We start from the raw sequence: 26,268 nt of genomic DNA on the forward strand, positions 1-26,268 counted from the left end.
GCGCACAGCCTCATCCGCGACGGTCGTCACCCTCGGATCCCGGAACGGCATCGCCGTGATCGGGGTTCTCCGGCTCCTGACCGGGACCGCCGGGGCGGTCGAGCTTGGCCGCCGATTCCTCGTCTGACGCGCCCGCCGCGTCGTCGACGTCCTCGGGTGCGCGGCCAGCGTCGATGTCCTTCAGCGGCGCGTCGGGGCGGGGGCCCGACCAGCGCATCACCGCGACCGCGACGCCGATGGCGATCACGACGAGCACCGCGAACGCCGCGAGCAGCACGGTCGGTGTCATGGGGCGGCCTCCTGCGGTCGGTCGCGGCCGGGCGGTGGCGAATCGGCACGCGGGTGGCGCGGATGTTGTCCGGACGGGCAGCGGTGAAACGTCGTGGAGCCTGGTCGCCGAGAACGACGTCGCCGCGCTCGTCGCGTGCATCCGGACGAACCTGGACTGCGCCGACATCTGCAACGCCACACTGCGGGTGCTGTCGCGGCAGACCGCCTACGACGCAGCCACCACCCGCGCCCGAGCGGGAAGCCTGCGTCCAGGCGTGCAGCTCCTGCGGTAACCACTGCGACCGGCACGCGGATGCGGGCGTGAACCACCGCGCGGTGTGCGCGGAAGCGTGCCGCCGGTGCGAGCGCGCGTGCCAGCAGCTACTCGACGCGACCGCGTGACCCCGTGCGCGACGGTCGGGTCGAACTTCGGGAGCCACCATGAGCTGACGTGCCGCCCGAGAAGGATCCGCTCGGCGCGTTCACGCCCGGACCGCGGCGGCTGCGCATGATCGCCTTCCATTTGGGGACAACCACCCGGACATGAACCTGTGGCAGAACGCGTCCCTGCGGCGACCTGCGGTCAGTGGCGTGGTGGGGGTGCTGCTGGCCGCGGCGATGCTCGCCCTCGACGGCGTCCTGCCCGACGGCTGGCTGTTCGGTTGGATGCCGCCCGCAGCCGGGGCGCGCGCGCTGCTCGCGGCGGTCACGGGCTCGATCATCACGGTCAGCGCTCTCGTGTTCTGGGTCCGCGGCATGTTCGTGCAGCTGTCTGCCGGGCAGCTCTCGTCCCGTGTGCTGCGCTGGTACCTGGCGGACCGGTACCAGCAGCAGGTGCTCGACTTCATGGTCGGCATGTTCGGGTACACCGCGACGGTGACGTTGACGCTCGACGATGCGTCCGCCGCGCCGGTGCTGACCACGTGCGTGGGGTTCGGGCTGTCCCTGGCGGCACTGGTCGTCGTGATCGTCACGATCACCGACAGCGCTCGCGCGACGGAGCTGACGGCGATCATGGCGCAGATCGCCGAGGACACGATCCTCGCGGTGCACCGGACACATCCGGAGCGCGGCCAGGGTGGTGCACGCCACCGGGGTGCGGGGCACGACGATCGCGGATCTGGCCCCACGAGGGCCATGCACGCGCCCGCGGCCGGATGGGTCGCCAACATCGACGACGACGCGCTGGTCGCAGCCATGCCAGCGGGCGCCACCGTTCGCCTGCGGACGCGAGCCGGATCGTTCGTGCTGCGTGACTCGGTCATCGCCGACGTCCGCGGCGCGGACGACGAGCACCTGTCCGCACTCGTTGACGCCATCGGAATCGGCCGGACCCGACGGGTCGCCAACGACGTCGAGCTTGGCATCCGCAACCTCGTGGACGTCGCGCAGCAGGCGCTCGCGATCGGCACCCGTGATGCCACCAGCGCGTACGAGGCGATCAACTACCTGGCCACGATCGTCCACGAGATCATGCTGCGCGATCTGCCGGCCGACCTCCACGTCGGTCCGGACGACCGGCGGATCGTGCGCACGTCGCAGCTGGAGCACGGCGACTACGTCGACGTGGCCTTCGACCAGATCCGTCAGTCCGGCGCCGGCTACCCCGCGGTCGCCACGGTGCTGCTGAACGTGCTGCACATGCTGTGTGACGCGCTGACGCAGGCGGGGCTGCCGGAGCGCGCGGCACCTGTCGAGCGCCAGATCCAGCTCGTCCTCGACCACGTCGATCGCGCTGACATCGCCCCCGCCGATCGTCTCAAGATCGTCCGGCGTACGACGTCGACGTCGGATCGCGCTGGGCGCGAGGGACAATGATCGTCGGACGGGCCCGAGGAGCCACAGTAGGACGCTGGATGGTGGAACGGTGATCCTCGGTGCCGTGGGGACGGTGATCGCACTCGTCGCGGTCACCGACGTGTACATCACGACGATCTCGATGCGGGGTGCCGGCCCACTGTCAGGGCGGGTCATGAGCACACTGTGGCGGCCCGCCGTCCGCAGCACTCGGTTCAGTCACTGGGCGCTACAGGTCTACGGCTCGTTGATGCTGCCACTGGCCGTGGCCATGTGGGCCACGCTGTTGTACGTCGGGTTCACGCTGGTGTTCCTGGGTGATCCGGACGCGGTCGTGCGTGCGACGAACGGTGCACCCGCCGGCATCGGCGAGCGCCTGTACTTCGTGGGATACACGATGTCGACGCTCGGCAACGGTGAGCTACGTCCCGGCGCAGGGGTGTGGCGGGCGGGCACCGTCGCGGCCTCGTTGGCGGGACTCGTGCTCATCACACTCGCGATCACGTACGTCACGCCGGTGATGAACGCCGTCGTGACCAAGCGGCGGGTGGCTCGGATGATCGTCGATCTCGGTCCGACGGTCAGCGACCTGCTGGACAAGGGTTGGGACGGCGAGAGCTTCGATCGGCTCCGGGGTCACCTGTCGAACCTCGCGCCCGCGTTCGCCGACCTTGCACAGCAGCACATGGCCTATCCGGTGCTGCATTACTTCCATCCGGTGGACCGCGGCACCGCGCTGGCGCCGGCGACCGCGCTGCTCGACGACACCCTCACACTGCTGCGGTTCGGCGTGGCCGAACCGCAGCGTCCCGATCCGGTGACGCTGGGCAGAGTCACCGCAGCCGTTGATCTGCTGCTCGCCGCCCTGCACGAGGCGCACATCGATCCGGTCGACGAGCCCCCCGAGCCCCCTTCGCTCGCGATCCTCGACCGCCTCGGGGTTCCCTGCGTCACGGAGCAGGAGTACCACGCCGCAGCCGCGGACGCCGATCTGTCGGACCGACGCGCACTGCTGGCAGGCTTCGTCGCGAACGACGGCTGGAGCTGGGGTACGTGACCGTGGCGTGCAGGCGCGCCGTCGTCTGTGCGCGGACTCCGCCGGGTACGTCGCGCCGCCACAGCATCGTCGAGACCAGGTGGACAGTGGATCGCCTCGCCCGCGACATCGGCCGCGGACTCGTCGCGGGTCTGATCGGCACGGCGACCCACACCCTCGCCTCCAACGACAAGGCTCTGCGCGCTGACCCGGTTCACCGGCATGTCGATCGGTCATGATCAGGCGCCGGGGCGACGGGTAGGTCAGTGGCCGTGACCAGTAGCGAAGGGATCTGCAGTGCGTTTCGGCGTCGTGCTCGACCTCGACGGGACACTCGTCGACTCCGTCTACCACCACGTGCTGGCCTGGGACGCGGCGCTGAGCCGCCACGGCCACCAGGTGCCGCTGGACCGCATCCACCGCGCCATCGGCCTGGGCGGCAGCCGACTGGTGACGTGGTTGCTGGGAGGCCAACCGGACGACGTCGACGCCCTCACAGATGCGCACGAAACGCTGTTCCTCGCCGACGCTGAACGCCTGCGACCGACCGTCGGCGCCGGCGCATTGATCGACGATCTTCAGCGGCGGGAGGTCCCGACGGTGATCGCCACGTCAGCACAGGCAGCCATCCGCGAGGCGCTGCTCGGCGTCCTCGGCGATCCGCAGCTGCCCGCAACCGATGCCGACACGGTCGACGACGCCAAACCGTCTGCCGATCTGCTGATCGCGTCCAGCCGTCAGATCGAGGTCGAGCCCGCACATGCAGTGCTCATCGGCGACAGCCCATGGGACGTGGCCGCCGCACGGCGCGTCGGCATGCAGATGATCGCCGTGCGAACCGGAGGGTTCGCCGACAGTGCGCTGTTGGCACGCGGACCCGCGACCATCGTCGGCACCCCGAACGACCTGGTGGGCACCTTGTAGCCGGCATCGCTCGGGTAAGCGCTACGACAGGGTGCCGCGCTTCCCGCGCGCGACCACCCAAGCACTGGCCGTGCTCGTGTCCACGTCGACGCAACCTGGGTTACCCGATCCGGGCCTGGGCATGACTGCCGCCGGCCATCGCTCCCGGAAGGATGCTGAATGCACCCGCTGCGCCGGCTGATCGACCGGATCGGCCACGCCGAATCGCTGGAGCCGCCCGCTGACGCGCTGGCGAACTGGGTCCGACCTGCATTCGAGCCGGACGCCGTCAAGGACACGCTGTCCGGGGTGTGGCTCGGGCACCGGCTTCACCCGATGTTGACCGACGCCGTGATCGGCACCTGGGTGTCGGCGGGACTGCTGGACCTGCTCGGCGACGACGGCGACGCCGCGGCCGCCCGGCGGCTCGTCGGGGCGGGGGTGGCGGCCGCCCTCCCGACCGCGCTGGCCGGGTTGAGCGACTACAGCGATCTGTACGACCACGGCCGGCGCGTCGCGTTCGTGCACGCGATGGCCGCCGATGTGGCGGCGGTGCTGCAGGTCGCCTCGCTGGTCGCGCGCCGCGTGGGACGGACGCGACAGGGGCGACTGCTGTCGCTGGCGGCGCTGAGCACCATCGCGGCGGCCGGTTACCTCGGCGGGCACCTCAGCCAGGTGCTCGGCGTCGGCGTGGACCACACGGCCTTCGAGGAGGGCCCCAAGGAGTGGACCGACGCCGGCATCGCCGCCGACCAGGTCGTGCCGACGCCGACCGCGGTCGAGGTCGGGGGCCGGCGGGTCCTCCTCGCACGGGTCGACGGACAGGTCGTCGCGCTGAGCAACGCCTGCTCCCACGCGGGCCATCCGCTCGACGGCGGCGACGTCGACGACGGCTGCATCACCTGCCCGTTCCACGGCAGCGTGTTCCGGCTCGCCGACGGCGCCGTGGTCCGCGGGCCGGCGGCGTCCCCGCAGCCGCAGTACCACGTCCGCGAGCGGGATGGGCGCATCGAGGTGCTCGGCCACCGCTGACCGAGGCGTCCAGGCGGCACGGACGGCTCGACGTCATGTGTGTACGCCTCGGTGACCGGGCACGGTGGGCGCCACTCCCCGGACCACGGAGCCGAAGGGCCGCGGCCCCGGTGCGCGCAGCGCAGCCGGAGCGCCGGACCCACCACCGCATCGCACCCGACCAGGGGGAATCATGTCACAGGACAACACCATCGCCCGCAGCCTGCACGACCTCGGTCTCGCCGGCTGGTTCGGCGGCTCGCTGATGGGCGCCGTCGGCCTCAACGGCGCGACGGAGCACATCACGGACCCGGTTGAACGCGCCCGCGCCGCCAACGCAGGTTGGGAGCGCTGGACACCGGTGAACGCCGCCGCCATTGCGAGCCACCTGCTGGGAGGCGCGCAGATCGTGTGGGCCAACAAGGGGCGCCTGGCCGTCCAGCCGCAGGCCCGCTGGGTCAACCTGACCAAGGCGGCCCTGACCGCGGTGGCCCTGGGCGTCACGGCATACAGTCGGGTCCAGGGCGCCAAGCTGAGCAACGCCGGCGACGACGCCGAGGCGCCGGTGCACGACGCGACGACTCCGGCGCCGGGCACACCCTCGGAGGCCGCCGACGCGCAGCGCCGGCTGACCACCCTGCAATGGGTGGTCCCGGCGGCGACGGGTGCCCTGCTCGTGCTCAACGCCAAGGCCGGCGAGCAGCAGCGGCCCGGCGCCATCTTGCGCGGTGTCGTACGGGCCAACGTCCCGGTCAAGGCCCGCGCCGCGGCGAAGGCCGCCTCAGCGGCGACCCCTGACGTCGACGTGCCGTGGGCCAGGGTGGTCGGCGCGATCGTCGGTGTGGTGGCGACCCGCAGGATGCTGCGCCGGCTGGGCCGGGGCCGCGGCGGCCGCCGATCGGGGCGCACGACCGCCCGCGACATCATGACCGGCGACGTGGTCACGGTCTCGACGACCGACAGCCTGATGACGGCGGCCCGGCGCATGGTCGACGGCGACATCGGCTCCGTGCCCGTCTGCGACGGCGATCGCCTGACCGGCATGCTGACCGACCGCGACATCGTCACCCGCGCGCTGGTCAACGGCGCCGATCTGAATACCGTGACCGCCGGCGAGATCGCGGGCCGGCGGCCGGTGACCGCGGACCCCGACGACGCTCTGCGCGACGTCGTACGCACGATGGCCCGCAAGCAGATCCGGCGCCTGCCGGTCGTCGAGGACGGCCGCCTGGTCGGCATCGTCAGCCAGGCCGACGTGGCGCGCACGGGCGACGACGAGGTCACCGGCGAGCTGGTCGAGCTGATCTCCGCCGGGTGACCGGCGACCGCTGACGACCGTCCTGCGACGGCGGCCGCCACGTCGGCGGCCGCCGTCGATCCGCACCCGACCACGACGACGAGCGGGAGCACCCACGACCGACGACACCGTGAAGAAGGTCGACGCGAGCGCCGCACCGTCGACGCGGACGTGCTGCCAGGTGTTGGTGCGCACCCACGGCTGGCTGACGGGCGGAAGGTGGCAACCCTCGCACACCGGTCGTTCGCGCAGATGCGATCGGTGCTCCACCGCCTGGTCGTACAACACGCGCAGCCGGCACGCCATTGCGGTCCGATGCCGTGTGCTGCTGCACGTTGCCTGGTGGCCCGAAGGGTGTGGGTCTCAGACGGATGGTGGGCCAGCTGCGATGCGAGCGCGCAGCTGATCGATCGTGAAGGCGCCGACCTGGAGCCATGTGGCGCCGGCGGCCTGATAATCGCGCGCGAGCTGCTGCGCGCCGGCGGCGTCATCGGCCAGCACGCACGGGACGTTGACCTCGAAGGGTGTGGCTTCGCGTCGGTGTGTCAGGGTGAACGAGACCATTTCGCTCACCTCTGCTGGTGTCAGGAACATGTTCGTCTCGTGCATCGGCACCAGGCCATCCCAGCGCGCCGCGCGATGCAGCGGACGTCGATGTGGATACATGGTCGCCACCCAGACCGGAATGCGGGGCCGCTGGATCGGGGTGGGCAGGAAGCGCACACCAGACACCGAATAGTGCGCGCCGTCGAAGTCCAGCGTCTCGCCGCTCCAAAGGCCGGCGAGAATCTCGAGGCCCTCGTCGAGCTTGTCGGCCCGTCGGCTGCTGTCGGACTCCTCGCCGAACGCAGTGAATTCGAGATCAGGCGGGAAGCCCAGCCCTACGCCGAGGATCAACCGACCCCCACACAGCCGGTCGATGGTGACTGTCTCACGAGCGAGCTTCCACGGTCGCCGACGAGCGACTGGTGTGACCATCGTGCCGATGCGCACGCGACGCGTCGCGAGCGCGACGGCCGTGAGTAGCACCCACGGATCAGCCAGCGGGCTGTCCGGTTCCGAGGTGGCGTTGATGTGGTCCCACACGAAGAACCCGTCCCAGCCTGCCTCCTCGGCAGAGACAGCGAGTTCGACGGTGACCCTTGGATCGGCGTAGTCGCCGAAGTTCGGCACGTTGATCGCGAACCTCATCGACACCCCGCGAGCCACTCGTCCCGGTGCGGCTGGGCACGACGATCAGGGTACGCGGTCCACGGCGCCGTTGGAGGGTCGCGGCACCCGGTCGTCGGCCGCGGCAGCGCCGTCGTCTCCCGTCATTGCGATGATGTCGGGCGCTGACAGCCGTCCGGCGACGACGTCGGTCGCGACCTGGCGAAGGCAATGGCTGTGGTTGCGGCTGTACCGACGCAGGACCTCAAACGCCGCAGACATCTGCAGTCCCATCTGCTCGGCGAGCACGCCCTTGGCCTGCTCGATGACGATCCGGGTGTGCAGCGCCGTCTGCAGCTGGCTGGAAAGCTCGCGAGCTTCGTGGAGCTCCCGTTCCTGCAGGATCCCGATCGTCGCCATGTCCGCGAGCGCCTGCACGGCATCGATGTCGTCCAGCGCCGCGGGCGCGGACTCCCGCCAGAACACGCTCACGGTGCCGATCGTCTCACCACGCAGCCGCATGGGCAACGCCACGACCGAGGCGTATCCGGCCGTCGCTGCGATCGCGGCGAAGCGAGGCCACCGCGTAGATGCCGCGATGTCGTCGACGATCACTTGTCGGGCGCCTACGAGGCTGTCCACGCCCGGGCCCTCATGACGCACCTCGAACAGTTCATGGTCGCCAAGCTGTCTGCTGTACGAGGCGAGCAGCTGCGGTTCCATCGCCTCATCGCCCGTGCAGAGCATGACACTGCCGGCATCGGCGTCCAGCAATCCGAGCGACCGCTCGAGCAGCCTGTCGAGGTAGTCGGTCAGCTCGAAGTCGGACACCAGCGTGTCTGCCAGGTCGATCAACGCCGCCGCCAACGCCAACGCACGCGTACCCATGACGAGTCCACCTCCGCCACGCCTGCGCGTCGATGCCCGCGCTCAGGCCCACGGCGGACACGGGCAGCCCGTCTGAGACGCCTGGACGGCTCGGCATCGCGCTACTCGTAACGGCGGAAAGTATACCCATGAAGACGAGTTGCACGAGCGCGAGCCGGGACACTGGTGCAGTCAGCCGAACTCGGCTCGCGGCGTCCGTGTCGACGCACGGCCGCCGCTCTGTACTCGCCGTTTGTGCGAGGTGATCAGGGGTAGGCGCCGGGCATGTCGGCCCAGTCCCGCACCGGCCCGTCCCGGCCGCCCACGGCCAGCCCCCGGCGCGAACGCCGTGCCCGTGCGCTGATCGGCTGGGCGGCCGTGCTCGCCGTCGCCGGCGTGTTCGTCCTCTGGCATCCAGCGCAAGGTCAGCAGTCGCCCGAGTCCCAGCTGCCCAGTGGCCCGGACCTGTACCAGGCGAACTGCGCGAGCTGCCACGGCAACCAGGGCGAGGGCACCTTCCGCGGACCCACCCTGATCGGGGTGGGAGCGGCGAGCGCGGACTACTGGCTGCGCAGCGGACGGATGCCGCTCGAGGAACCCGACCAGGAGGCCGAGCGGGGTGAGCCCGCGTTCGATGACGCCGAAATCCGCGAGCTCGTGGGCTACGTTGCCCGTCTGGGTGAGGGACCGGAGATCCCCGAGCTGGAGCTCTCGGACGTCGATCTCGCCCGCGGAGGCGAGCTGTACCGGCTGAACTGCGCCTCGTGCCACAACTGGGACGGCAAGGGCGGAGCGCTGGTCAACCGGGGCAACGCCCCGCCGCTGCATCCGGTGCCCGATGTGCAACTGGCTGAGGCGGTGCGCATCGGCCCGGGGGCGATGCCACAGTTCAGCGAGCGTCAACTCGACGAAGAGGAGCTCAACGACGTGGTCGCCTATGCCGAGTATCTGCGCACACCCCAGGACGCCGGCGGCTACGGACTGGCCCACTGGGGCCCGTCGACCGAGACGATCGCCGGGTTCGTCGCGATGCTCGTGCTCGTCGCTGTGACCGCATGGCTGGGAGAGCGTGGCCGTGGCTGAGCGCCCAGGAGGCACGGTGCGAGTCGCGCTGGCGTTCCTCGTCAGCATGCTGGCCAGCGCGGGCTTCATCGCCGCCTACCAGCTCGACGCGGGCACACAGTGGCTGTCGCTCACCTTGGCCGCCGCCCTGGGCAGCCTGGGCGCCGGGCTGGCGTGGTGGTCGCGTCGCCTGATGCCGCACGAGTCCTCGGAGGAGGGGCGACCGATCCTGGTCCCGCCGGCGGAGGAGGGGCGCGAGACCGCCGAGACGTTCCAGGCCGGCCGCCGGGCCATCCGCCGTCGGGGGCTGTTGGGCGGCCTGCTGGCCGCGGCGCTGGGCGCGTTGGGACTGGGGACCGTGTGGCCCGCACGGTCGCTCGGGCCGGCACCGTCGTCCGGCCTGCGGCAGACGGGCTGGCGCGAGGGCGTCTACCTGGTCGACGAGCGCGGCAACCGGATCGCCTCCGACACGCTTGACTTCGGGGGCGTGGTGACCGTGTTCCCCGAGGGGCGCGACCCGCGGGCCGACGACCAGGTCGTCCTGATCCGCATCCCGTTGGAGGACCTCGACCTCCCCGAGGGCCGCGCCAACTGGACGCCGGAGGGCTACGTCGCCTACTCGAAGGTCTGCACCCACGCAGGCTGCCCGGTCGGGCTGTACCAGAACGTCGGCTACCTGCTGCTGTGCCCCTGCCACCAGGCCACCTTCGACGTCGTACGCGGCGCCATCCCGGTCTTCGGTCCGGCACCGCGCGAACTGCCGCAGCTGCCGCTCGCCGTCGACGACGCCGGACTCCTGCTGGCCGCCGGCGACTTCTCGGGACCAGTCGGGCCGGACCGCTGGCGACTGGGCGAGGCTGGTGACGCCGGCGTATGACCGATCACACGACGACGCCGCTCGGCCGGCTCGCCCAGTGGATCGACCAACGGGTGGGCGCCGCCAAGTTCACCCGCTCGACGCTGGACTACGTGTTCCCCAAGCACTTCACGTTCCTGTTCGGCGAGATCGCGCTGTACTCGTTCGTCGTGCTGGTGGGGACGGGCATCTTCCTGGCGCTCTTCTACACGCCCAGCGAGGCCGAGGTCATCTACGCCGGCACCTACGAGCCGTTGCGCGGCGTCGCGATGACCGAGGCCTACGAGTCGGTGGTCGACCTGTCGTTCTCGGTCCGGGCCGGCCTGCTGTTCCGCCAGACCCACCACTGGGCCGCCCTCGTCTTCCTCGGCGCGATCTTCATCCACCTGTGCCGGGTGTTCTTCACCGGCGCGTTCCGTCGCCCCCGCGAGCTGAACTGGATCACGGGCGTCACCCTGATGATCGTCGCGATCGCCGAGGGCTTCGCCGGCTACTCGCTGCTCGACGACCTGCTCAGCGGCACCGGCGTGCGCATCGGCTACTCGATCGCCGAGTCGATCCCCGTCGTCGGCACGTGGCTCGCGTACTGGGTCTGGGGCGGCGAGTATCCGGGCGAGGGGTTCCTGTCCCGGTTGTTCGCCGTGCACATCTTCCTCATGCCGGCGCTCATCGCCGCACTGATCGGCGTGCACCTGTTCCTCGTGGCGCGCCCCCACCACACGCAGTTCCCCGGCGGCGGCAGACGCGAGGACAACGTCGTTGGCCTGCGCCTGTGGCCGTCCTACGCCACCTTGTCGGTCGGGCTGTTCTTCCTCGTCGCGGCCGTGCTGCACCTCATGGGCGGCTTCCTGCAGATCAACCCCGTGTGGCTCTACGGCCCCTACGACGTGTTCGCGGTGTCGAGCGGGTCCCAGGCCGACTGGTACTTCCTGTGGCTGCAGGGCGCGCTGCGGCTGATGCCCGGCGTCAGCCTCGAGCTGGGGCCGTGGACCGTGGCCAACCAGTTCTTCCCCGCGGTGCTGTACCCCGGGGTGGTCTTCGCCGTCCTCTACCTGTGGCCGTTCCTGGAGGCCCGCGTCACGGGTGACCGCGGTGAGCACCACCTGCTGGACCGGCCGCGCGACCGGCCCGTGCGGACAGCACTGGGCGCCGCGGCGATCGCCGGCTTCGTGGTGCTGCTCGTGGCCGGCAGCGACGACGTGTTCGTCACCACCTTCGACTGGTCCATCGTGCCCGTGCGCAACATCGAGCGGGTCGCGTTCTTCGTCCTGCCGGCGCTGGTCGGACTGGCGGTGTGGAAGGCGGCACGCGACCTGTCCCGCGCCGCACCCCTCGACCGGACCGCACCGCCCACGCGCTCGCCCGAGCCCATGCCGGCGAACATCGCGCCCGCTGCGTCCGGCGCGGCAGCTGCCACTGTGCGCACGGCGCCGCGGCGCGACAGTCCGGGTGGGCACGATGTGGGCCGTCCGACGGCGATCGTGGGTGCCGTCGCCACCGTCGGCGCAGTGGTCGCCCTCGGATCCCTGGTGCGCCGGGCGCTACGCAGGCACTCGAGCTGACCAGGGGATCGGACGGCGCGGACGATCACTCCTGCGACAGCAGATACGCGGCGATGTTCGTGGCGTCCTGTTCGGAGACATCCAGGTCAGGCATGGCCGTGCCCGGCTCGACCGCCTGTGGGTCGACGATCCAGCGCACCAGGTTCTGCTGGTTGTTCGTCAAGGCGCCGGCGATGTAGGAGCGCTGTCCCCAGTGCTCGAGCGGTGGGCCCACATAGGCCGGTTCCTCAGCCGCGACGCCCGGCACGACGTGGCAGCTGACGCACCCGTAGTCGCTGATCAGCCGCCGACCGATCTCCGGCTCGCCGGCGCCGACCTGCTGACTGCGGGTCGCCGGCGCCGTGCACGCGGCCACGATGACCACCAGCAGTGCCCAGCCTGCGATCCCGCGTCCCGTCCGACGCGTTGCGTCCTGTCGGCTACGTCCGCCCACTGGGCCCTCCCGACCGCGGTTGGGTCCTACTTCTCCGACGGCCCCGCGCCATATGCATCCCGGGCGATCTGTCGGGAACCGTGGTGAACGAACGTACCGGCCGGATCGTGAGAGACGACGATGTAAACGAACTCGAAGATGACTCGGTCACATCGGCCGCTCCGAGCACATCGATCCCGAGCTGTTCGGGGAATTGGTCACCAACCGGTGAGCCGCGGCGCGCTGCCCGTACCACGTGTGTGCAGACGACGGCCGGGAACGCAGGACTTTCGAACTATGGAGGGCATGCACATGGCCGACAACACGACGACGGTCGTGATCACCGGAGGAACCGCGGGCGTCGGCCGCGCGACGGCACGGCGGTTCGCACAGGACGGCGCGCGCATCGCGCTGCTGGCCCGCGACAGCGGACGGCTCGAGGCCGCCCGAACGGAGCTCGAAGGCATGGGTGCGACCGTGTTGGCCCTGCCGACCGACGTCGCCGACGCCGACCGCGTCGACGCGGCGGCCAGTGCGGTCGAGGAGGGCCTCGGTCCGATCGACATCTGGATCAACGACGCGATGGTCACCATCTACGCCGAGTTCTGCGACATCGAGCCCGACGAGTTCCGGCGGGCGACCGACGTCACCTACCTCGGGACGGTGTGGGGTACGCAGGCCGCGCTGCGGCGCATGCTCCCACGCGACCGCGGCACGATCGTTCAGGTCGGCTCAGCCATGGCCTACCGCAGCATCCCACTGCAGTCGCCCTACTGCGGTGCCAAGCACGCCATCAAAGGGGTGACCGAGTCGGTGTTGACCGAGCTGCGTCATCGCGGCAGCAACGTGCACGTGACGATGGTCCAGCTGCCGGGGCTGAACACGCCCCAGTTCACATGGGGCCGCACCAAGCTCAAGCATCAAACCATGCCGGTGCCGCCGATCTATCAGCCCGAGGTCGCAGCCGACGCGATCCACTGGGCGGCCCACCACCGGCGCCGGCAGGTGTACGTCGGGTTGCCGACGGTCTACACGATCCTGGGAGAGAAGGTCGCACCCTGGCTCGTTGACCGGTATCTGGCGCGCACCGCCTACAGTGGCCAGCAGACCGACCAGCCGCTGGATCCTGATGGGCACGACAACCTGTTCGAGCCCGAGTCGGGTGACCGGGGCGCCCACGGTCCGTTCGATGACAGCGCCCACGCGAAGAGTCCGCAGCTGTGGCTGACGAAGCACCGGGGAGTCGTCGGCGCCGTCGCCGGCACGGTGGCCGCGCTGACGGCCGGCGCCCTCGCCATGCGGCGGTGAACGTCGGGTGAGCCGCCTCGTCGCGGTCGCGCTGATCGCGCTCGCCGTCGCCGCGTGCGGTGACGCATCGCCACCGCTGGCCGAGACGTCGACCGACCGCCTGCGCCTGGAACTGCGCGTCGACCCCGACCCGCTCGTCAGCGGCGCGCCCGCGACGTTCGAGCTGCTGGTCACCAACGTCAGCGACGAGCGCGCGCTGCTCGAGTTCGACACGACCCAGCGCGGCGACGTCCTGTTCGCGACGAACGAGGTCGATGTCTATCGCTGGGCCGAGCGCCGGGCGTTCGCCCAGCAGACCGAGCGCGTCCCGCTGGCCCCCGGCCAGACGGTGCTCTTCGAGCTGGACGAGGCGCCGCTACCGGTCGGGCCCGGGCAGTACGAGGTGCTGGCCTCCGTGACCGGCCTGCCCAAGCTGCAGACCGTGCGGGCATCGCTGTCGGTGACCGGCGACGAAGCCACGCCCTCTGGGCCGGCGTCCGAGGGTCCACAGGCGTCGCGGCCGCCGTCGGAACGCCCGACATCGCCGTCGGAGGGTTGACGGTGGGCGGGCCGACACCCGCGAGCGCCGCGCACCGCGATCAAGGTCGCAGGGATGCCGCCGGGTTCGCACCGATCGGCGCCTACGGCGTCATCGGTGACGGACGGACCGCGGCGCTCGTCGCGGCCGACGGTGCGATCGACTGGATGTGCCTGCCGGAGCTTTCCGGGCCGTCGATCTTCGCGGCGCTGCTCGACCCCGCGTGTGGAGGGGCGTTCGAGCTCGCTCCGCGCGGTCGGTTCACGACCGGCCAGCGCTACCTCCCCGACACCAACGTGCTGGAGACGACCTTCACCACCGCGGACGGCGTCGTGCGCGTCACCGACGCGCTGACGCTGCAGGAGGGCCGACTGCTGCCGTGGGTCGAGCTGGCCCGGCGGATCGAGGGCGTCGCCGGGCGCGTGACGCTCGACGTCCGCGTGCGCCCGACGTTCGACTACGCACGGCGGCCGGCACGTTGGCGCGCGGAGCGCGGCCGCGCGGTCGCGAGTGACAGCGCGGGCACGGTGGCAGTGCTGACCGACGGCGACGATCTGCAGATCGACGGCGACCGCGTGAGCGCGACACTGCCGATCGACGCTGGTGCGTCCCGCCTGCTGTGCCTCGTGGGAGTCGTCGACGAACCGCTCGTGTTCCCCCACCTCGATCAGGTGGTCACGCGGATCGGACGGACCGCCGAGTTCTGGCGGCAGCGCGCGAGCGCTATGCGGTACGACGGGCCGTACCGCGACGCCGTCGTGCGCAGCGGTCTGGCGCTGCAACTGCTGATCGCCCAGAGCTCGGGCGCGATCGCGGCCGCGGTGACCATGGGCCTGCCGGAGCGCCTCGGCGGCACTGCCAACTTCGACTACCGCTACCAGTGGGTGCGCGACGCCTCGTTCATCCTCGACGCGTTCATAGGCCTCGGCTTCCAGGCGCAGGCCCACGCCTCGTTCACCGCATTGCAGCGGGCCACGAACCACACCCACCCTCGGTTGCAGCCGATGTTCCGGCTGGACGGCAGCCCGCGCCTGCCCGACCGCACGCTGGACCTGCGCGGCTACCGCGACTCCCGGCCCGTCCTGGTCGGCAACGGCGCCGCCGGGCAGTTGCAGCTCGGCACCTTCGGTGATCTGCTCGACACGACCTGGCGCTACGTGCGCGACGGCCACCTGCTCGACGGTCGGACAGCTCGGCGTGTGGCCGACGTGGCCGATCTGGTGACGGCCTTGTGGACCTGCCACGACTCCGGCATCTGGGAGCTGCGGGGAGCGCAGCGCGCCTACACCAACTCGAAGATGGCCTGCTGGCTGGCACTGGACCGGGCCGTCACGCTCGCCGGGGAGCACCACGTGCCGCCCGCCCGCGCCGGTGTGTGGCGGGCCGAGCGCGAACGGATCCGCGCGTTCGTCGAGGACCGCTGCTGGTCCAGACGACGCAACAGCTACACCTTCCACGCCGACACCGATGAGCTGGACGCGAGCGTCCTGTTGTCGGCACGGATGGGTTATCCCAGCTCCACCGTCCGCGTGCGGGGTACGATCGACGCGGTGCGAGCCGAGCTGGGCAGTGGCCCGTTCGTGTACCGCTACGGCGGCGCACGCACCAAGGAGGGCGCGTTCCTCGCGTGCTCCTTCTGGCTCGTCGAGGCGCTCGCGCTCGCGGACCGCACCGACGAGGCGGTCGAGTTGATGGACGCGCTGGTCTCCGTCGGCAGCGACGTCGGGCTGCTGTCGGAGGAGATCGACCCGACGGACGGCACGTTGCTGGGCAACTACCCGCAGGGGCTGTCACACCTGGCGCTGATCAACGCCGCGTTGGTGCTCGAGCGCGCACGCGGGGCCGCATGAGCGCCGACCGCTCGTCCTGCCGCGCCATCCTTCTTGGCGACAGCGTGCGTATGGCCGGCACTCCTCGGGTACCGGGGCGAACGCATGACTGTGAGTCAGTCCAACACATGGTGACGCGACACCGTCGCAGCGCTGCACGCGTGGCCACCATGCTGGCCGCCGCGTCGGCGCTCGGTGGCTGCAGCTTCACCGGCACGCTCGCGCCGCGCGGTCCCGACGCGCAGATCGCCGCCAACCTCTGGTGGTACATGTTCTGGCTCGGCACGGCGATCTTCGTCGGGTGGCTGGTGTTGTTCATCGTGGCCATGCGTCGCCGGCAGCCCGCCGACGCCGATCCCGACGCCGAGCGTCGGTTGCACCGGCGCTTCATCATCGGCGGCGGCATCGTGCTGCCCTGCCTGGCGTTCGCCACGCTGTTCGCCCTCGACCTGTGGGGCATCAACGCGCTGCCGCAGGGCGATGACGTGGTCGTCGAGGCGACCGGCTACCAGTTCTGGTGGGAGTTCGCCTACCGTGACCCGCAGTTGGTGACCGCCAACGAGCTGTACATCCCCACGGGCACCGACGTCGAGGTCCGGCTGCACACCGAGGACGTGATCCACAGCTTCTGGGTGCCGCAGCTGTCGGGCAAGCGCGACATGATCCCAGGACGCACGAACACCCTGACGCTGCACGCGACGGAGCCCGGCCGCTACCTCGGCGAGTGCACCGAGTTCTGCGGCATCCAGCACGCCAACATGCGGTTCGAGGTGGTTGCGGTGCCGCCCGCCGAGTACGAGGCGTGGCACGAGCGGATGGCCCGGCCCGCCACCGAGCCGTCGACCGCGGCGCAGCAACGCGGCTACGAGGCGTTCATGAACGCCAGCTGCGCCGGCTGTCACGCCATCCGCGGGACATCCGCCGACGGTGAGATCGGCCCGCCACTGACCCACTTCGCGTCGCGGCGCTGGCTCGGGGCCGGTGCCGCGCCCAACGACCGCGGGCACCTCGCCGGGTGGATCGTCAACGCGCAGACGCTCAAGCCAGGCAACGCGATGCCCCCGATGGAGATCGACGCCGAGGACCTGTCCGCACTGCTCGACTACCTGCAGAGCCTGGAGTAGCGCATGTCGATCCTCGACCCGACGGCCGACTCGCCACAGCAGGTCAGACAGCGCCTGACCGAGACGTGGTCCGATCCGTACGGCACGCCGGGCTTCTTCTCCACCGTCGACCACAAGCGCGTCGGTCACCGCTACCTGGTGACGTCGTTCGTGTTCTTCCTGCTCGGCGGCGTCGAGGCGCTGCTGATGCGCACGCAACTGGCGACGCCCGATGCCGCCGTGCTGAACCCGGACCTGTACAACCGCATGCTGACCATGCACGGCACGACGATGTTCTTCCTGTTCCTCGGCACGATCATCGCCGCGTGGGGCAACTACATCATCCCGCTGGCCATCGGCGCCCGCGACATGGCCTATCCACGCATGAACGCCCTGAGCTACTGGGTGTTCCTGTTCGCCGGCATCTTCCTGTACGCCAGCTTCTTCGTCGGCGCAATCCCGGATGGCGGATGGTTCGCCTACGTGCCGCTGACCACGGACTACTCCGCGGGTCTGGCGATGGACTTCTGGGCGCTCGGAGTGGTGTTCGTGGGCATCTCGAGCACCGTCGGGGCGATCAACTTCATCGTCACGGTGTTCAAGATGCGCGCGCCCGGCATGACCATGAGCCGGCTGCCGCTGGTCGTGTGGTCGACACTGACGACGTCGTTCATGATCCTGCTGTCGTTCCCCGCGATCACCCTTGCGCCACTGCTGATGGCGTTCGACCGGATCGTCGGCACCCACTTCTTCGATGCGGCCCTGGGCGGCGACCCGCTGCTGTGGCAGCACCTGTTCTGGTTCTGGGGCCACCCGATCGTCTACGTCGTCTTCCTGCCACCGATCGGGTGGCTGTACATGATCATCCCGACGTTCACCGGACGCCCGATCGCCGGCTACAACTGGGCGGTCGCGGCCACCGTGGCCACCGGGTTCATCAGCTTCGGCGTGTGGGTGCACCACATGTTCGCCACCGGACTGCCCGACGTGACCGCCAGCTTCTTCTCGGTCGCGTCGCTGGGCGTGTCGTTCCCCACCGCGGTCGCGTTCTTCGTGTTCACCGCGACGCTGTGGACAGCGCGACGCATCCGCTGGACCGCGGCCATGCTGTGGGCGGTCGGCGCGTTGGTCAGCTTCGTCATCGGAGGCATCAGCGGCGTGATGGTCGCGATCATGCCGTTCGACTGGCAGGCACACGACACGTACTTCGTCGTCGCCCACCTGCACTACGTGCTGGTCGCCGGCAACGTGCTGCCGATGTTCGCCGCGTTCCACTACTGGCTGCCGAAGGTCACGGGCTGGATGCTCGACGAGCGGCTCGGCAAGACCAGCTTCTGGGTCACGACGATCGGCCTGCACGTGCTGTTCTTCCCACAGCACTGGCTGGGCCTGGTCGGCATGCCACGACGGGTCTACACCTACCCGGCCGGGCTCGGCTGGGACGTCGCCAACCTCGCATCGACCGTCGGCGGGTACATGTTCGCCGCAGGCGTGCTGATCGCCATGGGCAACTTCTTCGTGTCGTGGCGTCGGCGCGCACCGGCGGGCTCGAACCCGTGGGGCGCGGGAACGCTGGAGTGGGCGACGACGTCACCGGTGGCGCCCTACAACTTCGCCCAGATCCCCGAGGTTCACGACCGCTACCCACTGTGGACCCTCGACGGCGACGTCGTCGACGACCCTGTCGGCATCGCTCCGCAACCCGGTGGCGTCGTGCTGGCCGACGAACACCACGAGACGCTGGAGACAGTGGGGCTCGACGCACGTCTGGGCGGTGTGCTGGCGATGCCCGGCCCGTCCTACTGGCCGTTCTGGACGGCCGCCGCCACATTCCTGTGCTTCTTCGGCTTCCTCATCCAGAACCCAATCACACTGACACTCGGGCTCGTCGCCGTGGCCGCCACGCTGATCGGCTGGCACCACGGCCACCTCACCGGAGGCGAGCACTGATGCGTGCCTCAAGCAGCGACAGCGGTAGGCACACGTCACGTGCCTCAAGCAGCGACAGCGGTAGGCACACGTCATGAGTGCCGGGGCGATCCGGGCGCACGTCGACGTCCCCACGGGCACGGGGCGGACCACCGCGTGGTGGGGGATGGTGATGACCATCCTCACCGAGGGCACGTTGTTCGCGATGCTGCTGTTCGTGTACTTCTACCTGTTCAGCAGAGCACCCGAATGGCCCCTGGGCGACATCGAGCCGCCCGAGTTGCTGGTCGTGTCGGTGCGCACGGCCCTGCTGTTCGCCAGCAGCCTCACCATGAGCGTGACTGATCGCGCGATCCGCCGCGGCCGGACGGGCCTGGCCACCACGTTCCTGGCGGGCACGATCATGCTGGGCGCCGTGTTCCTCGTCGGTCACGTCGAGGAGATGCTGCGCATGCCCGAGGAGTTCACCTGGGCGACCAACGTCTACGGCTCGTTGTTCTACGTCGTCGTCAACTTCCACGGCGCCCACCTGCTGATCGGTCTGGTGATGCTGGCCTTCGCCCTGGTCGCGCTGCGCCGCGGCCGGTACACGCCCGAGCGGCACGAGGGCCTGAAGATCGTCGGCATGTACTGGCACTTCGTCGACGTGGTCTGGGTCTTCGTGTTCCCCACCCTGTACCTGCTGCCGCACGTGACCGCCCCATGACGGCCACCGGCACCTCCACCGACCGCCGGGAGCAACCGGGCGTCAACTACCTGCTGCTGACCTTCGCCGTGTTCGGCGGCGCCGCGGCCTGGCTGCTGCGCCTGATCGTCAACGCATCGCTGGTCGAGTACGCGTGCCTCATCGGGGGCACCTGGCCCGTGTGGCTCGCGACGCTCGTGACCACCGCGATCGCCGCAGCGGCGGCGTGGTACGCGTGGCGCTACCACCGCTTCGACGGTGCACCCGACGCCGAAGGCGCACGGTGGCTCGCCTGGCTCGGCCTGCTGTTCAATGCCCTGGCGATCGCCGGCATCGTGCTGGAAACCTCGCCGATCCTGTTCATCGACGTCTGCCGGTCGGTACCCCTGCCATGATGATGGCGGTCCTGGCGCACGGCGGCGAGCTGACGGGACGCCACGACGTGCTGTCGACGTGGGCCTGGGATCCACTCGTCCTGGCGGCCGTCATCGTGTCGTGCTGGTCGTACGCCGTCGGCGCACGCGCGCTCTGGCGGTCAGCCGGCCGCGGCGAGGTGGTCTCGCGGTCGCAGGTCGCCGCCTACGTGCTCGCGATGACAGCGGTGTTCATCGCGCTGGTGTCACCGCTCGATCCCGCGGCCGAGGCGCTGTTCAGCGCCCACATGACCCAGCACGTCCTCGTCACCCTGGTGGCGGCACCGCTGTTCGTCATCGCCGCGCCGCTCCAGGTGCTGGCGTGGGGCCTGCCACCGCGGCTGCGCCGGACGACCGCCCGCTGGCACGGACGGGTGCGCCGGCTGCTGCGACACCCCGCGCTGCCCGCCGTGGGACTGACGCTGTTCCTCGGCGTGTTCGTCGCATGGCACGTCCCCGCGCTGTACGACGCCGCGTTGGCCAGCGATGTCCTCCACGGCGTCGAACACGCCACCATGCTCGCCGCGGCGCTGGCGCTGTGGGCGCCGGTGGTGCACCCCCGGCGCACGGCGCCGGGGGTCGGCGTGCTGCTGCTGTTCATCTCGATGATCGCCACCGGCATCCTGTCGGCACTGCTGGTGTTCTCACCGGTCCCCTGGTACGCCCACGACCCGGCCGCCGGCTGGGGGGTGACGGCGCTGACCGATCAACAGGCGGCGGGCGCGATCATGTGGGTGCTCGGCGGCGGCATCCACATCGCCGCCGGCGCCGCCGCCGTACTGCGGTGGCTGAGCGCCGACGAACAGAGCGCACACCGCCTGGAGCGCCACGGGCGTGTGCCCGGGGCGGCCGCGGGCTGATCCCTGCGGCACGCGCCCCGACGGTCGGGTTGTGACCTGTCCGCCGATTCAGTCCTCGTCGTCGTCCCTGTCGCCGTGATCGTCAGCCGTCGCGCCAGGCGGGAGCGGCTTGTCCTGCGGCCGGCGCTCCTTGCGTGGCAGCTTCTCCTCCGGCACAGCCCGGACGTCATCGGATGACAGGGCCGTGCGGTGCCGGTCCTGGGGCGTGATCGGGAAGCGGGTCCGTTCCTGGCTCATCGCTGCTCCTGTCGCCTGGGTGGACCATCCTGCCCCTTCGACGATGCCAGACCCGCGGCGATTGCGCCGCGCGCGATGGCACGACGCGCCGGACTCACCGCATCCGCTCTTGACGCGCAAAGGGCCACAGGTCACTACTTGATGTGCACGGCGTGCGGGCCGTCGTCAGGAGCCGTCATGGAGCGACACGGCACGGAGCGGTACCACATCCTCGGCGAAGGCCTGTACGAGGATCCCAGCATCACAGGCGACAGCCCACTCGCGGAGACACTGTCAGAGGACGCGGACGCCACCGAGGACGCGCCCGAGGAGGTCACGATCGCCGACGTCGCAGCGGCGCGCGCGGCGTCGGATTCGGCGCCGTTCCGCTTCTCCCGGATGGGACCCAAGGGCACCGGCCATCAGCTGAGCGAGTCGAACCTGGCCAAGCTGGCCGTGGCGATGACCGCGACCGGCAGAGGGTTCGCGGGCATCCCCTCCGGCTTCACCTACCTCGGGCAGTTCATCGACCACGACCTCACGATGGACGTGACTGACGTCACCTTCGGTCAGAACGTGTCGCCGGCCACGCTCCTCCAGGCCCGCTCCCCCAGCCTCGATCTCGACTCGTTGTACGGCGCGGGGCCACAGGACCCCGTTTCGGCGAAGTTCTACGAGGACGACGGACTGCACCTGAAGGTGGGGCGGACCGTCGGCGACGGCGATCTCAAGGCGATGAACGGGTTCGACCTTCCGCGTCGGGGCGGTGACGGGGGTCCGCGTGCGCGGAGGCGGGCGCTGATCCCCGACCCGCGGAACGACGAGAACCTGGCGGTCGCCCAGACCCACCTGGCCATGATCCGCTTCCACAACCGCGTCGTCGACACGCTGCCCGACTCGATGCCGGCGGCGCAGCGCTTCACCGTCGCACGCGACCTCGTGACCAAGCACTACCAGTGGATGATCCGCACCGACTTCCTGCCTCGGATCTGCGCCGGGTCGACCGTCAACGACGTGTTCAGGAACGGGCGCAAGCTGTTCGAGGTCGACGCCGCACCGACCGACGTCCCGACGATGCCGGTGGAGTTCTCGGTCGCCGCGTACCGCCTCGGCCATTCGATGATCCGTGGCGCGTACAACTGGAACCGGATCTTCGACGGCGGCAGCGGCACGCTGGACCTGCTGTTCGAGTTCTCCGGGACGAGTGGGAACCTGGCCGGCGAGTCACGCCTGCTCAGCAGCTGGATCGCCGACTTCCGCCGGCTGTACGACTTCGGGGAGGCCGGCCGGGACGACCTCGTGGTGCCCAAGCGCAGGTTCAACCGTGCCCAGCGCATCGACACACGCCTCGCCAACCCGCTGCGCAACCTGCCGCCGCGGTCGTTCGGCGGGCCCAACGCGCCACGCCACGATCGCACGCGCAACCTGGCGTTCCGCAACCTGATGCGCGCACGGATGGTGCGCCTGGCCACGGGACAGCAGATGGCGGCGTTCTGCCGGTCGCGTGGCGTCGACGTCAGGACGCTGACCCGACAACAGCTGCGCGACGGACGGGGCGGCGCCGAACTCGATCGCATCCCGAAGGCGCAGCAGCAGGCGCTGCTGCGTGACACGCCGCTGTGGTTCTACGTGCTGCGCGAGTCGGAGGTTCGCCGCGGCGGTGGTCTGGCCGGCGTGGGCGCCCGCATCGTCGCCGAGACCTTCCACCGGGCCCTGGAGGGCAGCGCGTCGTCCATCGTCCGCGACACGGCGTTCCGCCCCACGCTCGGGCCCGACGACCAGACGTTCCGCATGGTCGACCTGCTGCTGTTCGCGTTCCGCGGACGCAAGTCGCTGCTGGCGCCATTGGAGTAGCGGACGCGTCGACGCGATCGAGGCGTCAGCTCACCGGCGGATCGATCTCGACGACGATCGCGCCCACGTGCGCCCGCGACATGAACACCTCCTGCGCCGTGGCGAGATCGGCCAGGTCGAACGTGCGCGCGACGACAGGCCGGATCTCCCCGCGCTCCACATAGCCGACCAGCGCGGCGAACACCTCGGGCGGGAGCACGGTGGCGCCGTGGAACGTCAGGTCGTGCAGGTACAGGATCCGCAGGTCCAGCGGGACGACCGGTCCGGCGACGGCGCCCGCCGTCGTGTAGTGGCCACCCCGGCGGATGGTCGGCAGCAACGACGCGAAGCCGTCCCCGCCGACGACGTCGGCGAACACGTCGACCCCACCGGTGGCGGCGACGACGGCCTCCGCCAGGTCGCCACGCGTGCGGGCGAGCACGACCTCGGCACCGAGCCCGCGCACGGCCTCCTGCTTGCCCTCGCTGGTGACCGCGACGACCTTCGCGCCACGGCGCCGCGCGAGCTGGACGAGGGCTCCGCCGACGCCTCCGGACGCGCCCGTGACCAGCACCCACTGGTCACGCACGACACCGGCGCGGTGCAGCATGTGCTCGGCCGTCGCGTACGAGCACGGGATGCTGGCCAGCTCGACGTCGGACCAGTCGCTGTCGACCCGGTGTGCGTTGCCGGACGGCACCGTGACGTACTGCGCGAACCCGCCGTCGACCTCCGACCCCAGGTAGCGGGCGCGTTCGAGCACGCCGTCGGGATCGCGCAGCCACCCGTCGACCAGCACACGCTCGCCGATCCGCTCCGCGGGCACGTCGGCGCCGACGGCGTCGATCCGGCCGACCGGATCGGCACCCTGGATGCGTGGGAACATCAGCGCTCCACCCCACGAGCCATCGACGTCGGACGCCGTGACCGCTTCCCCGGTGCCCGCGGTGACGCTCCGCGAGTACCAGCCGGTGCGGGTGTTGACGTCGGTGTTGTTGATGCCGCAGGCCGAGACGGCGATGCGCACCTCGTCGGCCGCCGGCACCGGTACGGGGACGTCATCGCGGTACTCGAGCTTGTCCAGGCCGCCGTGACCTGTGAGCACGACGGCCCGCATCGTCCGCGGTGCAGCGCTCATCGCGTGAGCCGGAACGTGTGGTAGGTCACGTCGAGACCGTCCTTGTGCAGGTCGCGCGAGATGAGTGTCGTCGCTGACAGGGGTGACTCGTCCATCAGCTGGTGCAGGTACGACAGGTCACCACTCGATCCGAAGAACAGCAGCACGCGAACGTCCGGCGTGAGCCACCGCTCGATGCCGGTCATGAAGCGCCGCAAGGTCGCGTAGCCCTCGTCGGTGATCGCGACCTCGAGCAGATCCGTGGGGCGGAACCACCGGAACGGCGGGTCGAAGATCACGAGGTCGAACGCCCCGTCGGGGGGGTCGAACAGGTCACCCTCGACGAAGGTGGCGCGGTCCGCCACGTCGTTGCGCCGCGCGTTCGCGGCGGCCGCGGCGACCGCATGGGGGTTGATGTCCACACCGGTGACGTCATGCGCGTGCCGCGCCGCCAGCAACGCGTTGACACCGCAACCGGTCCCCATGTCGAGCACCCTGTCGCCCGCGCGCACCTCATCGAGCACGCAGCGGCCGAGCAGTTCCGACATCGGTGCGGGAGGGAACACGTGCTCGGGCACGACCAGGTCGAGTCCGAGGTACGTCGTCTCGTGCCGGCCGAGCCGGTGCAGCTGCGCCGACGCATCGTCGTGCCACGCGCGCAGGCGCTCGCTGCGCGCGTGGGACATCATCGGTTCGTACGGACCACCGCCCACGCGGGTCGATGCTACCCACGCCGGGACGCGGGTCGCGGATGTCGCCACCTGGCGCCGGATCAGCCCGCGAGACCCACCAGCGCCGACGTCAGGCCGGCGACCATCACCAGCAGGGCCAGCTCGATCAGCCCCAGCCAGCGCAGGTGACCGACGAGCCGGTGCTCGGGGTCGTTGCGCAGAGCCGGCACCACGACGAAGTGGTTGTAGGCGCCCATGACACCGACGACTGCGACCACCGCGACCTTGGCGAGCAGCGCGCGGCCGTAGCCGGTCGTCCACAGTGCCGACACCGCGTCCAGCCGCACAGTCGCCAGCGCCACACCCGCCGCCGCGGCGAACCCGACCCCGACGGCGGCCGCGACTGAGAACCGCGCGCTGATCAGACCCGCGCGCGCCGGCCGGCCCGAGCCATGGCGTGCCCACAGGGTGATGACGAGGCCCAGCAGTCCGCCACCCCACGCGGCGGCCGCCGAGACGTGCGCGACGACGGCCCCGACCGCGATCGCCCGCGGCTGTGCCGTGGCCGCGTGGCCCACGAGCGTGAACGACGCGATGATCAGCAGCGCCCCGGCGACGGCGGCGGGCGCTGCTGCGATCCGTCCGCCGGCCGACAGCGGACGGGGGTGGGCCACGATCGCGCGCGGAGGCCTCAGCACGTCGACCGCCGCACCGGCGATCGGCGGCGCGGATGCACACAGCGCACGGCGCAGCCCGCCCAGACCGACAGCCAGCATGGCCGCGCCCGCCATGCGCAGGCCCTCACCCAGCGCCCAGCTGCCCTGCAACGTCGTCGCCATCGCGTCGACAGCCACGGACCATCCGCCCGCGGCCCGGGCGGCGCGCACGACCACCTGCGCGACGACAAGGGCGGCCGTCAACGCCGCCACCCTGCCCGTCAACCGTGTGAGGCGCCGGGCCTCGCTACGAGGTCCCTCCCAGACGGCGACGAGGAACACGAGCAGGCCGACCGCCGCGAGCGCCGTGCAGTACAGGACCGCCCGCACGGCCCGGTCGATCCCGCCGATCCCGGCGGTCGGATCCGCCTCCAGCGCGCGATCGAGCGCGGGTGCGCGCGCGTCCCCGTTGGTCTGCGCGGCCGCGGGCCCGGCGTCCTGCACCGCGGCGGGCGCACGTTGCGCCGGTGCCGCTGCCGGGACCTCGAACCCGAAGGTGTCGCGAACGGGGTGACCGTCACCGGAGTGCACGGCCCACCGGACGCCGTACCGCCCGCCATCGAGGGGCTCGGCTGGGCGGACGGTGATCACCTCGGCCTCGACGTCGACGTCGGACGCGACGACCGCCCCCGTGGCGTCGAGGATCTCGACGCCGTCGCCGGCCAACTCGATCGGCCGGTTGAAGGTCAGGGTCACGGTGTCGAGCGGCCCGTCGGCGGTCTCACCCTCCGCGGGATCGCTCGATTCGAGGCCGGTGTGGGCCCATGCCGGGGTCGCCAGCACCAGCAGCGCGGCACAGATGGCCACGACCAGACCTGCGAGACGGCTCACGCGACATCCTCCGGTCGA

At 70.8% G+C, this 26,268-nt stretch carries 26 protein-coding genes; 18 read left to right on the forward strand and 8 right to left on the reverse strand.

Annotation, left to right across the window (positions count from 1 at the left end; genetic code table 11):
* Positions 1-10 precede the first annotated feature (10 nt).
* A complete protein-coding gene (locus VFZ70_17745) occupies positions 11-289 on the reverse strand; it encodes a hypothetical protein (protein HEX6257658.1) in 279 nt (92 codons plus the stop codon).
* Between VFZ70_17745 and VFZ70_17750 the strand changes: the two genes are divergently transcribed.
* The 6 genes from VFZ70_17750 to VFZ70_17775 all read left to right on the forward strand — a co-directional run bounded on the left by VFZ70_17750 (position 288) and on the right by VFZ70_17775 (position 6,335).
* Positions 288-563 (forward strand): hypothetical protein, encoded by a 276-nt coding sequence (locus tag VFZ70_17750; GenBank protein ID HEX6257659.1) that lies wholly within the window; start codon positions 288-290, stop codon positions 561-563. The genes VFZ70_17745 and VFZ70_17750 overlap by 2 nt on opposite strands.
* Positions 564-813: 250 nt before the next feature.
* Positions 814-2,088, forward strand: a complete 1,275-nt coding sequence (locus VFZ70_17755) for a DUF2254 family protein (GenBank protein ID HEX6257660.1) — start codon at positions 814-816, stop codon at positions 2,086-2,088.
* Between the two features lie 49 nt (positions 2,089-2,137).
* Entirely contained in the window at positions 2,138-3,124 is a 987-nt protein-coding gene (locus tag VFZ70_17760) for an ion channel (protein ID HEX6257661.1), read from the forward strand.
* Positions 3,125-3,400: 276 nt separating this feature from the next.
* Positions 3,401-4,027, forward strand: coding sequence for an HAD family hydrolase (locus tag VFZ70_17765; GenBank protein ID HEX6257662.1), 627 nt, complete (start codon positions 3,401-3,403; stop codon positions 4,025-4,027).
* Positions 4,028-4,186: 159 nt separating this feature from the next.
* Positions 4,187-5,038 carry a Rieske (2Fe-2S) protein gene (locus VFZ70_17770; GenBank protein ID HEX6257663.1) on the forward strand — a complete coding sequence of 284 codons (852 nt, stop codon included), beginning with the start codon at positions 4,187-4,189 and terminating at the stop codon, positions 5,036-5,038.
* A gap of 172 nt (positions 5,039-5,210) precedes the next feature.
* Positions 5,211-6,335, forward strand: coding sequence for a CBS domain-containing protein (locus tag VFZ70_17775; protein HEX6257664.1), 1,125 nt, complete (start codon positions 5,211-5,213; stop codon positions 6,333-6,335).
* A gap of 342 nt (positions 6,336-6,677) precedes the next feature.
* Here VFZ70_17775 and VFZ70_17780 read toward each other — a convergent pair whose 3' ends face one another.
* Positions 6,678-7,505, reverse strand: coding sequence for an LLM class flavin-dependent oxidoreductase (locus VFZ70_17780; GenBank protein ID HEX6257665.1), 828 nt, complete (start codon positions 7,503-7,505; stop codon positions 6,678-6,680).
* Between the two features lie 45 nt (positions 7,506-7,550).
* On the reverse strand, positions 7,551-8,351 hold the full coding sequence (locus tag VFZ70_17785) for a GAF and ANTAR domain-containing protein (GenBank protein ID HEX6257666.1): 801 nt from the start codon (positions 8,349-8,351) through the stop codon (positions 7,551-7,553).
* A gap of 264 nt (positions 8,352-8,615) precedes the next feature.
* Between VFZ70_17785 and VFZ70_17790 the strand changes: the two genes are divergently transcribed.
* From VFZ70_17790 to VFZ70_17800, 3 genes are read left to right on the forward strand one after another with little or no spacing between them, the layout of a single operon-like run.
* Positions 8,616-9,413, forward strand: a complete 798-nt coding sequence (locus tag VFZ70_17790) for a c-type cytochrome (GenBank protein HEX6257667.1) — start codon at positions 8,616-8,618, stop codon at positions 9,411-9,413.
* 16 nt (positions 9,414-9,429) lie between these two features.
* Positions 9,430-10,269, forward strand: a complete 840-nt coding sequence (locus tag VFZ70_17795; GenBank protein HEX6257668.1) for a ubiquinol-cytochrome c reductase iron-sulfur subunit — start codon at positions 9,430-9,432, stop codon at positions 10,267-10,269.
* On the forward strand, positions 10,266-11,810 hold the full coding sequence (locus VFZ70_17800) for a cytochrome bc complex cytochrome b subunit (protein ID HEX6257669.1): 1,545 nt from the start codon (positions 10,266-10,268) through the stop codon (positions 11,808-11,810). The genes VFZ70_17795 and VFZ70_17800 overlap by 4 nt, the downstream gene beginning before the upstream one ends.
* A 25-nt stretch (positions 11,811-11,835) precedes the next feature.
* On the opposite strand, the gene VFZ70_17805 is transcribed toward VFZ70_17800, so the two are convergent.
* On the reverse strand, positions 11,836-12,243 hold the full coding sequence (locus VFZ70_17805; GenBank protein HEX6257670.1) for a c-type cytochrome: 408 nt from the start codon (positions 12,241-12,243) through the stop codon (positions 11,836-11,838).
* Positions 12,244-12,534: 291 nt separating this feature from the next.
* Here VFZ70_17805 and VFZ70_17810 point away from each other — a divergent pair, with 291 nt between their 5' ends.
* From VFZ70_17810 to VFZ70_17845, 8 genes are all read left to right on the forward strand, one after another.
* Positions 12,535-13,530 carry an SDR family oxidoreductase gene (locus VFZ70_17810; protein ID HEX6257671.1) on the forward strand — a complete coding sequence of 332 codons (996 nt, stop codon included), beginning with the start codon at positions 12,535-12,537 and terminating at the stop codon, positions 13,528-13,530.
* 7 nt (positions 13,531-13,537) lie between these two features.
* Complete coding sequence (locus VFZ70_17815) at positions 13,538-14,068, forward strand: BsuPI-related putative proteinase inhibitor (GenBank protein HEX6257672.1); 531 nt, start codon at positions 13,538-13,540, stop codon at positions 14,066-14,068.
* Between the two features lie 2 nt (positions 14,069-14,070).
* On the forward strand, positions 14,071-15,897 hold the full coding sequence (locus tag VFZ70_17820) for a glycoside hydrolase family 15 protein (protein ID HEX6257673.1): 1,827 nt from the start codon (positions 14,071-14,073) through the stop codon (positions 15,895-15,897).
* Positions 15,898-16,046: 149 nt separating this feature from the next.
* The gene (gene coxB, locus VFZ70_17825; GenBank protein ID HEX6257674.1) at positions 16,047-17,000 is read left to right on the forward strand and encodes a cytochrome c oxidase subunit II; all 954 of its coding nucleotides are present in this window, start codon (positions 16,047-16,049) and stop codon (positions 16,998-17,000) included.
* 3 nt (positions 17,001-17,003) lie between these two features.
* Positions 17,004-18,929: a cbb3-type cytochrome c oxidase subunit I gene (locus VFZ70_17830; protein HEX6257675.1), complete on the forward strand. Its 1,926-nt coding sequence runs from the start codon at positions 17,004-17,006 to the stop codon at positions 18,927-18,929.
* A 73-nt stretch (positions 18,930-19,002) separates the two neighbouring features.
* Positions 19,003-19,614 carry a cytochrome c oxidase subunit 3 gene (locus VFZ70_17835; protein HEX6257676.1) on the forward strand — a complete coding sequence of 204 codons (612 nt, stop codon included), beginning with the start codon at positions 19,003-19,005 and terminating at the stop codon, positions 19,612-19,614.
* Positions 19,611-19,988: a hypothetical protein gene (locus VFZ70_17840; GenBank protein ID HEX6257677.1), complete on the forward strand. Its 378-nt coding sequence runs from the start codon at positions 19,611-19,613 to the stop codon at positions 19,986-19,988. The genes VFZ70_17835 and VFZ70_17840 overlap by 4 nt, the downstream gene beginning before the upstream one ends.
* On the forward strand, positions 19,985-20,866 hold the full coding sequence (locus VFZ70_17845) for a cytochrome c oxidase assembly protein (GenBank protein ID HEX6257678.1): 882 nt from the start codon (positions 19,985-19,987) through the stop codon (positions 20,864-20,866). The genes VFZ70_17840 and VFZ70_17845 overlap by 4 nt, the downstream gene beginning before the upstream one ends.
* Before the next feature lie 48 nt (positions 20,867-20,914).
* On the opposite strand, the gene VFZ70_17850 is transcribed toward VFZ70_17845, so the two are convergent.
* Positions 20,915-21,103 carry a hypothetical protein gene (locus tag VFZ70_17850; GenBank protein HEX6257679.1) on the reverse strand — a complete coding sequence of 63 codons (189 nt, stop codon included), beginning with the start codon at positions 21,101-21,103 and terminating at the stop codon, positions 20,915-20,917.
* A 177-nt stretch (positions 21,104-21,280) separates the two neighbouring features.
* Between VFZ70_17850 and VFZ70_17855 the strand changes: the two genes are divergently transcribed.
* Entirely contained in the window at positions 21,281-22,936 is a 1,656-nt protein-coding gene (locus VFZ70_17855; protein HEX6257680.1) for a heme peroxidase family protein, read from the forward strand.
* Between the two features lie 25 nt (positions 22,937-22,961).
* Here VFZ70_17855 and VFZ70_17860 read toward each other — a convergent pair whose 3' ends face one another.
* The 3 genes from VFZ70_17860 to VFZ70_17870 all read right to left on the reverse strand — a co-directional run bounded on the left by VFZ70_17860 (position 22,962) and on the right by VFZ70_17870 (position 26,250).
* Positions 22,962-24,053, reverse strand: coding sequence for an alcohol dehydrogenase family protein (locus VFZ70_17860; protein HEX6257681.1), 1,092 nt, complete (start codon positions 24,051-24,053; stop codon positions 22,962-22,964).
* A complete protein-coding gene (locus tag VFZ70_17865; protein ID HEX6257682.1) occupies positions 24,050-24,721 on the reverse strand; it encodes a methyltransferase in 672 nt (223 codons plus the stop codon). The genes VFZ70_17860 and VFZ70_17865 overlap by 4 nt, the downstream gene beginning before the upstream one ends.
* A gap of 83 nt (positions 24,722-24,804) precedes the next feature.
* Positions 24,805-26,250 carry a copper resistance CopC family protein gene (locus VFZ70_17870; GenBank protein HEX6257683.1) on the reverse strand — a complete coding sequence of 482 codons (1,446 nt, stop codon included), beginning with the start codon at positions 26,248-26,250 and terminating at the stop codon, positions 24,805-24,807.
* Positions 26,251-26,268 lie beyond the last annotated feature (18 nt).

The sequence above is a fragment of the Euzebyales bacterium genome, from assembly GCA_036374135.1.
In the GTDB taxonomy this organism is placed as follows: Bacteria; Actinomycetota; Nitriliruptoria; order Euzebyales; family JAHELV01; genus JAHELV01.

What these genes read in the sequence shown, in the direction of transcription:
- VFZ70_17835 (HEX6257676.1), top strand. Translation starts at nt 19,003, where the DNA reads ATGAGTGCCGGGGCGATCCGGGCGCACGTCGACGTCCCCACGGGCACG.
- VFZ70_17845 (HEX6257678.1), top strand. Translation starts at nt 19,985, where the DNA reads ATGATGATGGCGGTCCTGGCGCACGGCGGCGAGCTGACGGGACGCCAC.
- VFZ70_17850 (HEX6257679.1), bottom strand. Translation starts at nt 21,103, where the DNA reads ATGAGCCAGGAACGGACCCGCTTCCCGATCACGCCCCAGGACCGGCAC.
- VFZ70_17860 (HEX6257681.1), bottom strand. Translation starts at nt 24,053, where the DNA reads ATGAGCGCTGCACCGCGGACGATGCGGGCCGTCGTGCTCACAGGTCAC.
- VFZ70_17855 (HEX6257680.1), top strand. Translation starts at nt 21,281, where the DNA reads ATGGAGCGACACGGCACGGAGCGGTACCACATCCTCGGCGAAGGCCTG.
- VFZ70_17780 (HEX6257665.1), bottom strand. Translation starts at nt 7,505, where the DNA reads ATGAGGTTCGCGATCAACGTGCCGAACTTCGGCGACTACGCCGATCCA.
- VFZ70_17830 (HEX6257675.1), top strand. Translation starts at nt 17,004, where the DNA reads ATGTCGATCCTCGACCCGACGGCCGACTCGCCACAGCAGGTCAGACAG.
- VFZ70_17775 (HEX6257664.1), top strand. Translation starts at nt 5,211, where the DNA reads ATGTCACAGGACAACACCATCGCCCGCAGCCTGCACGACCTCGGTCTC.
- VFZ70_17790 (HEX6257667.1), top strand. Translation starts at nt 8,616, where the DNA reads ATGTCGGCCCAGTCCCGCACCGGCCCGTCCCGGCCGCCCACGGCCAGC.
- VFZ70_17785 (HEX6257666.1), bottom strand. Translation starts at nt 8,351, where the DNA reads ATGGGTACGCGTGCGTTGGCGTTGGCGGCGGCGTTGATCGACCTGGCA.
- VFZ70_17745 (HEX6257658.1), bottom strand. Translation starts at nt 289, where the DNA reads ATGACACCGACCGTGCTGCTCGCGGCGTTCGCGGTGCTCGTCGTGATC.
- VFZ70_17770 (HEX6257663.1), top strand. Translation starts at nt 4,187, where the DNA reads ATGCACCCGCTGCGCCGGCTGATCGACCGGATCGGCCACGCCGAATCG.
- VFZ70_17750 (HEX6257659.1), top strand. Translation starts at nt 288, where the DNA reads ATGGGGCGGCCTCCTGCGGTCGGTCGCGGCCGGGCGGTGGCGAATCGG.
- VFZ70_17840 (HEX6257677.1), top strand. Translation starts at nt 19,611, where the DNA reads ATGACGGCCACCGGCACCTCCACCGACCGCCGGGAGCAACCGGGCGTC.
- VFZ70_17810 (HEX6257671.1), top strand. Translation starts at nt 12,535, where the DNA reads ATGGCCGACAACACGACGACGGTCGTGATCACCGGAGGAACCGCGGGC.
- VFZ70_17800 (HEX6257669.1), top strand. Translation starts at nt 10,266, where the DNA reads ATGACCGATCACACGACGACGCCGCTCGGCCGGCTCGCCCAGTGGATC.
- VFZ70_17755 (HEX6257660.1), top strand. Translation starts at nt 814, where the DNA reads ATGAACCTGTGGCAGAACGCGTCCCTGCGGCGACCTGCGGTCAGTGGC.
- VFZ70_17865 (HEX6257682.1), bottom strand. Translation starts at nt 24,721, where the DNA reads ATGATGTCCCACGCGCGCAGCGAGCGCCTGCGCGCGTGGCACGACGAT.
- coxB (HEX6257674.1), top strand. Translation starts at nt 16,047, where the DNA reads ATGCTGGCCGCCGCGTCGGCGCTCGGTGGCTGCAGCTTCACCGGCACG.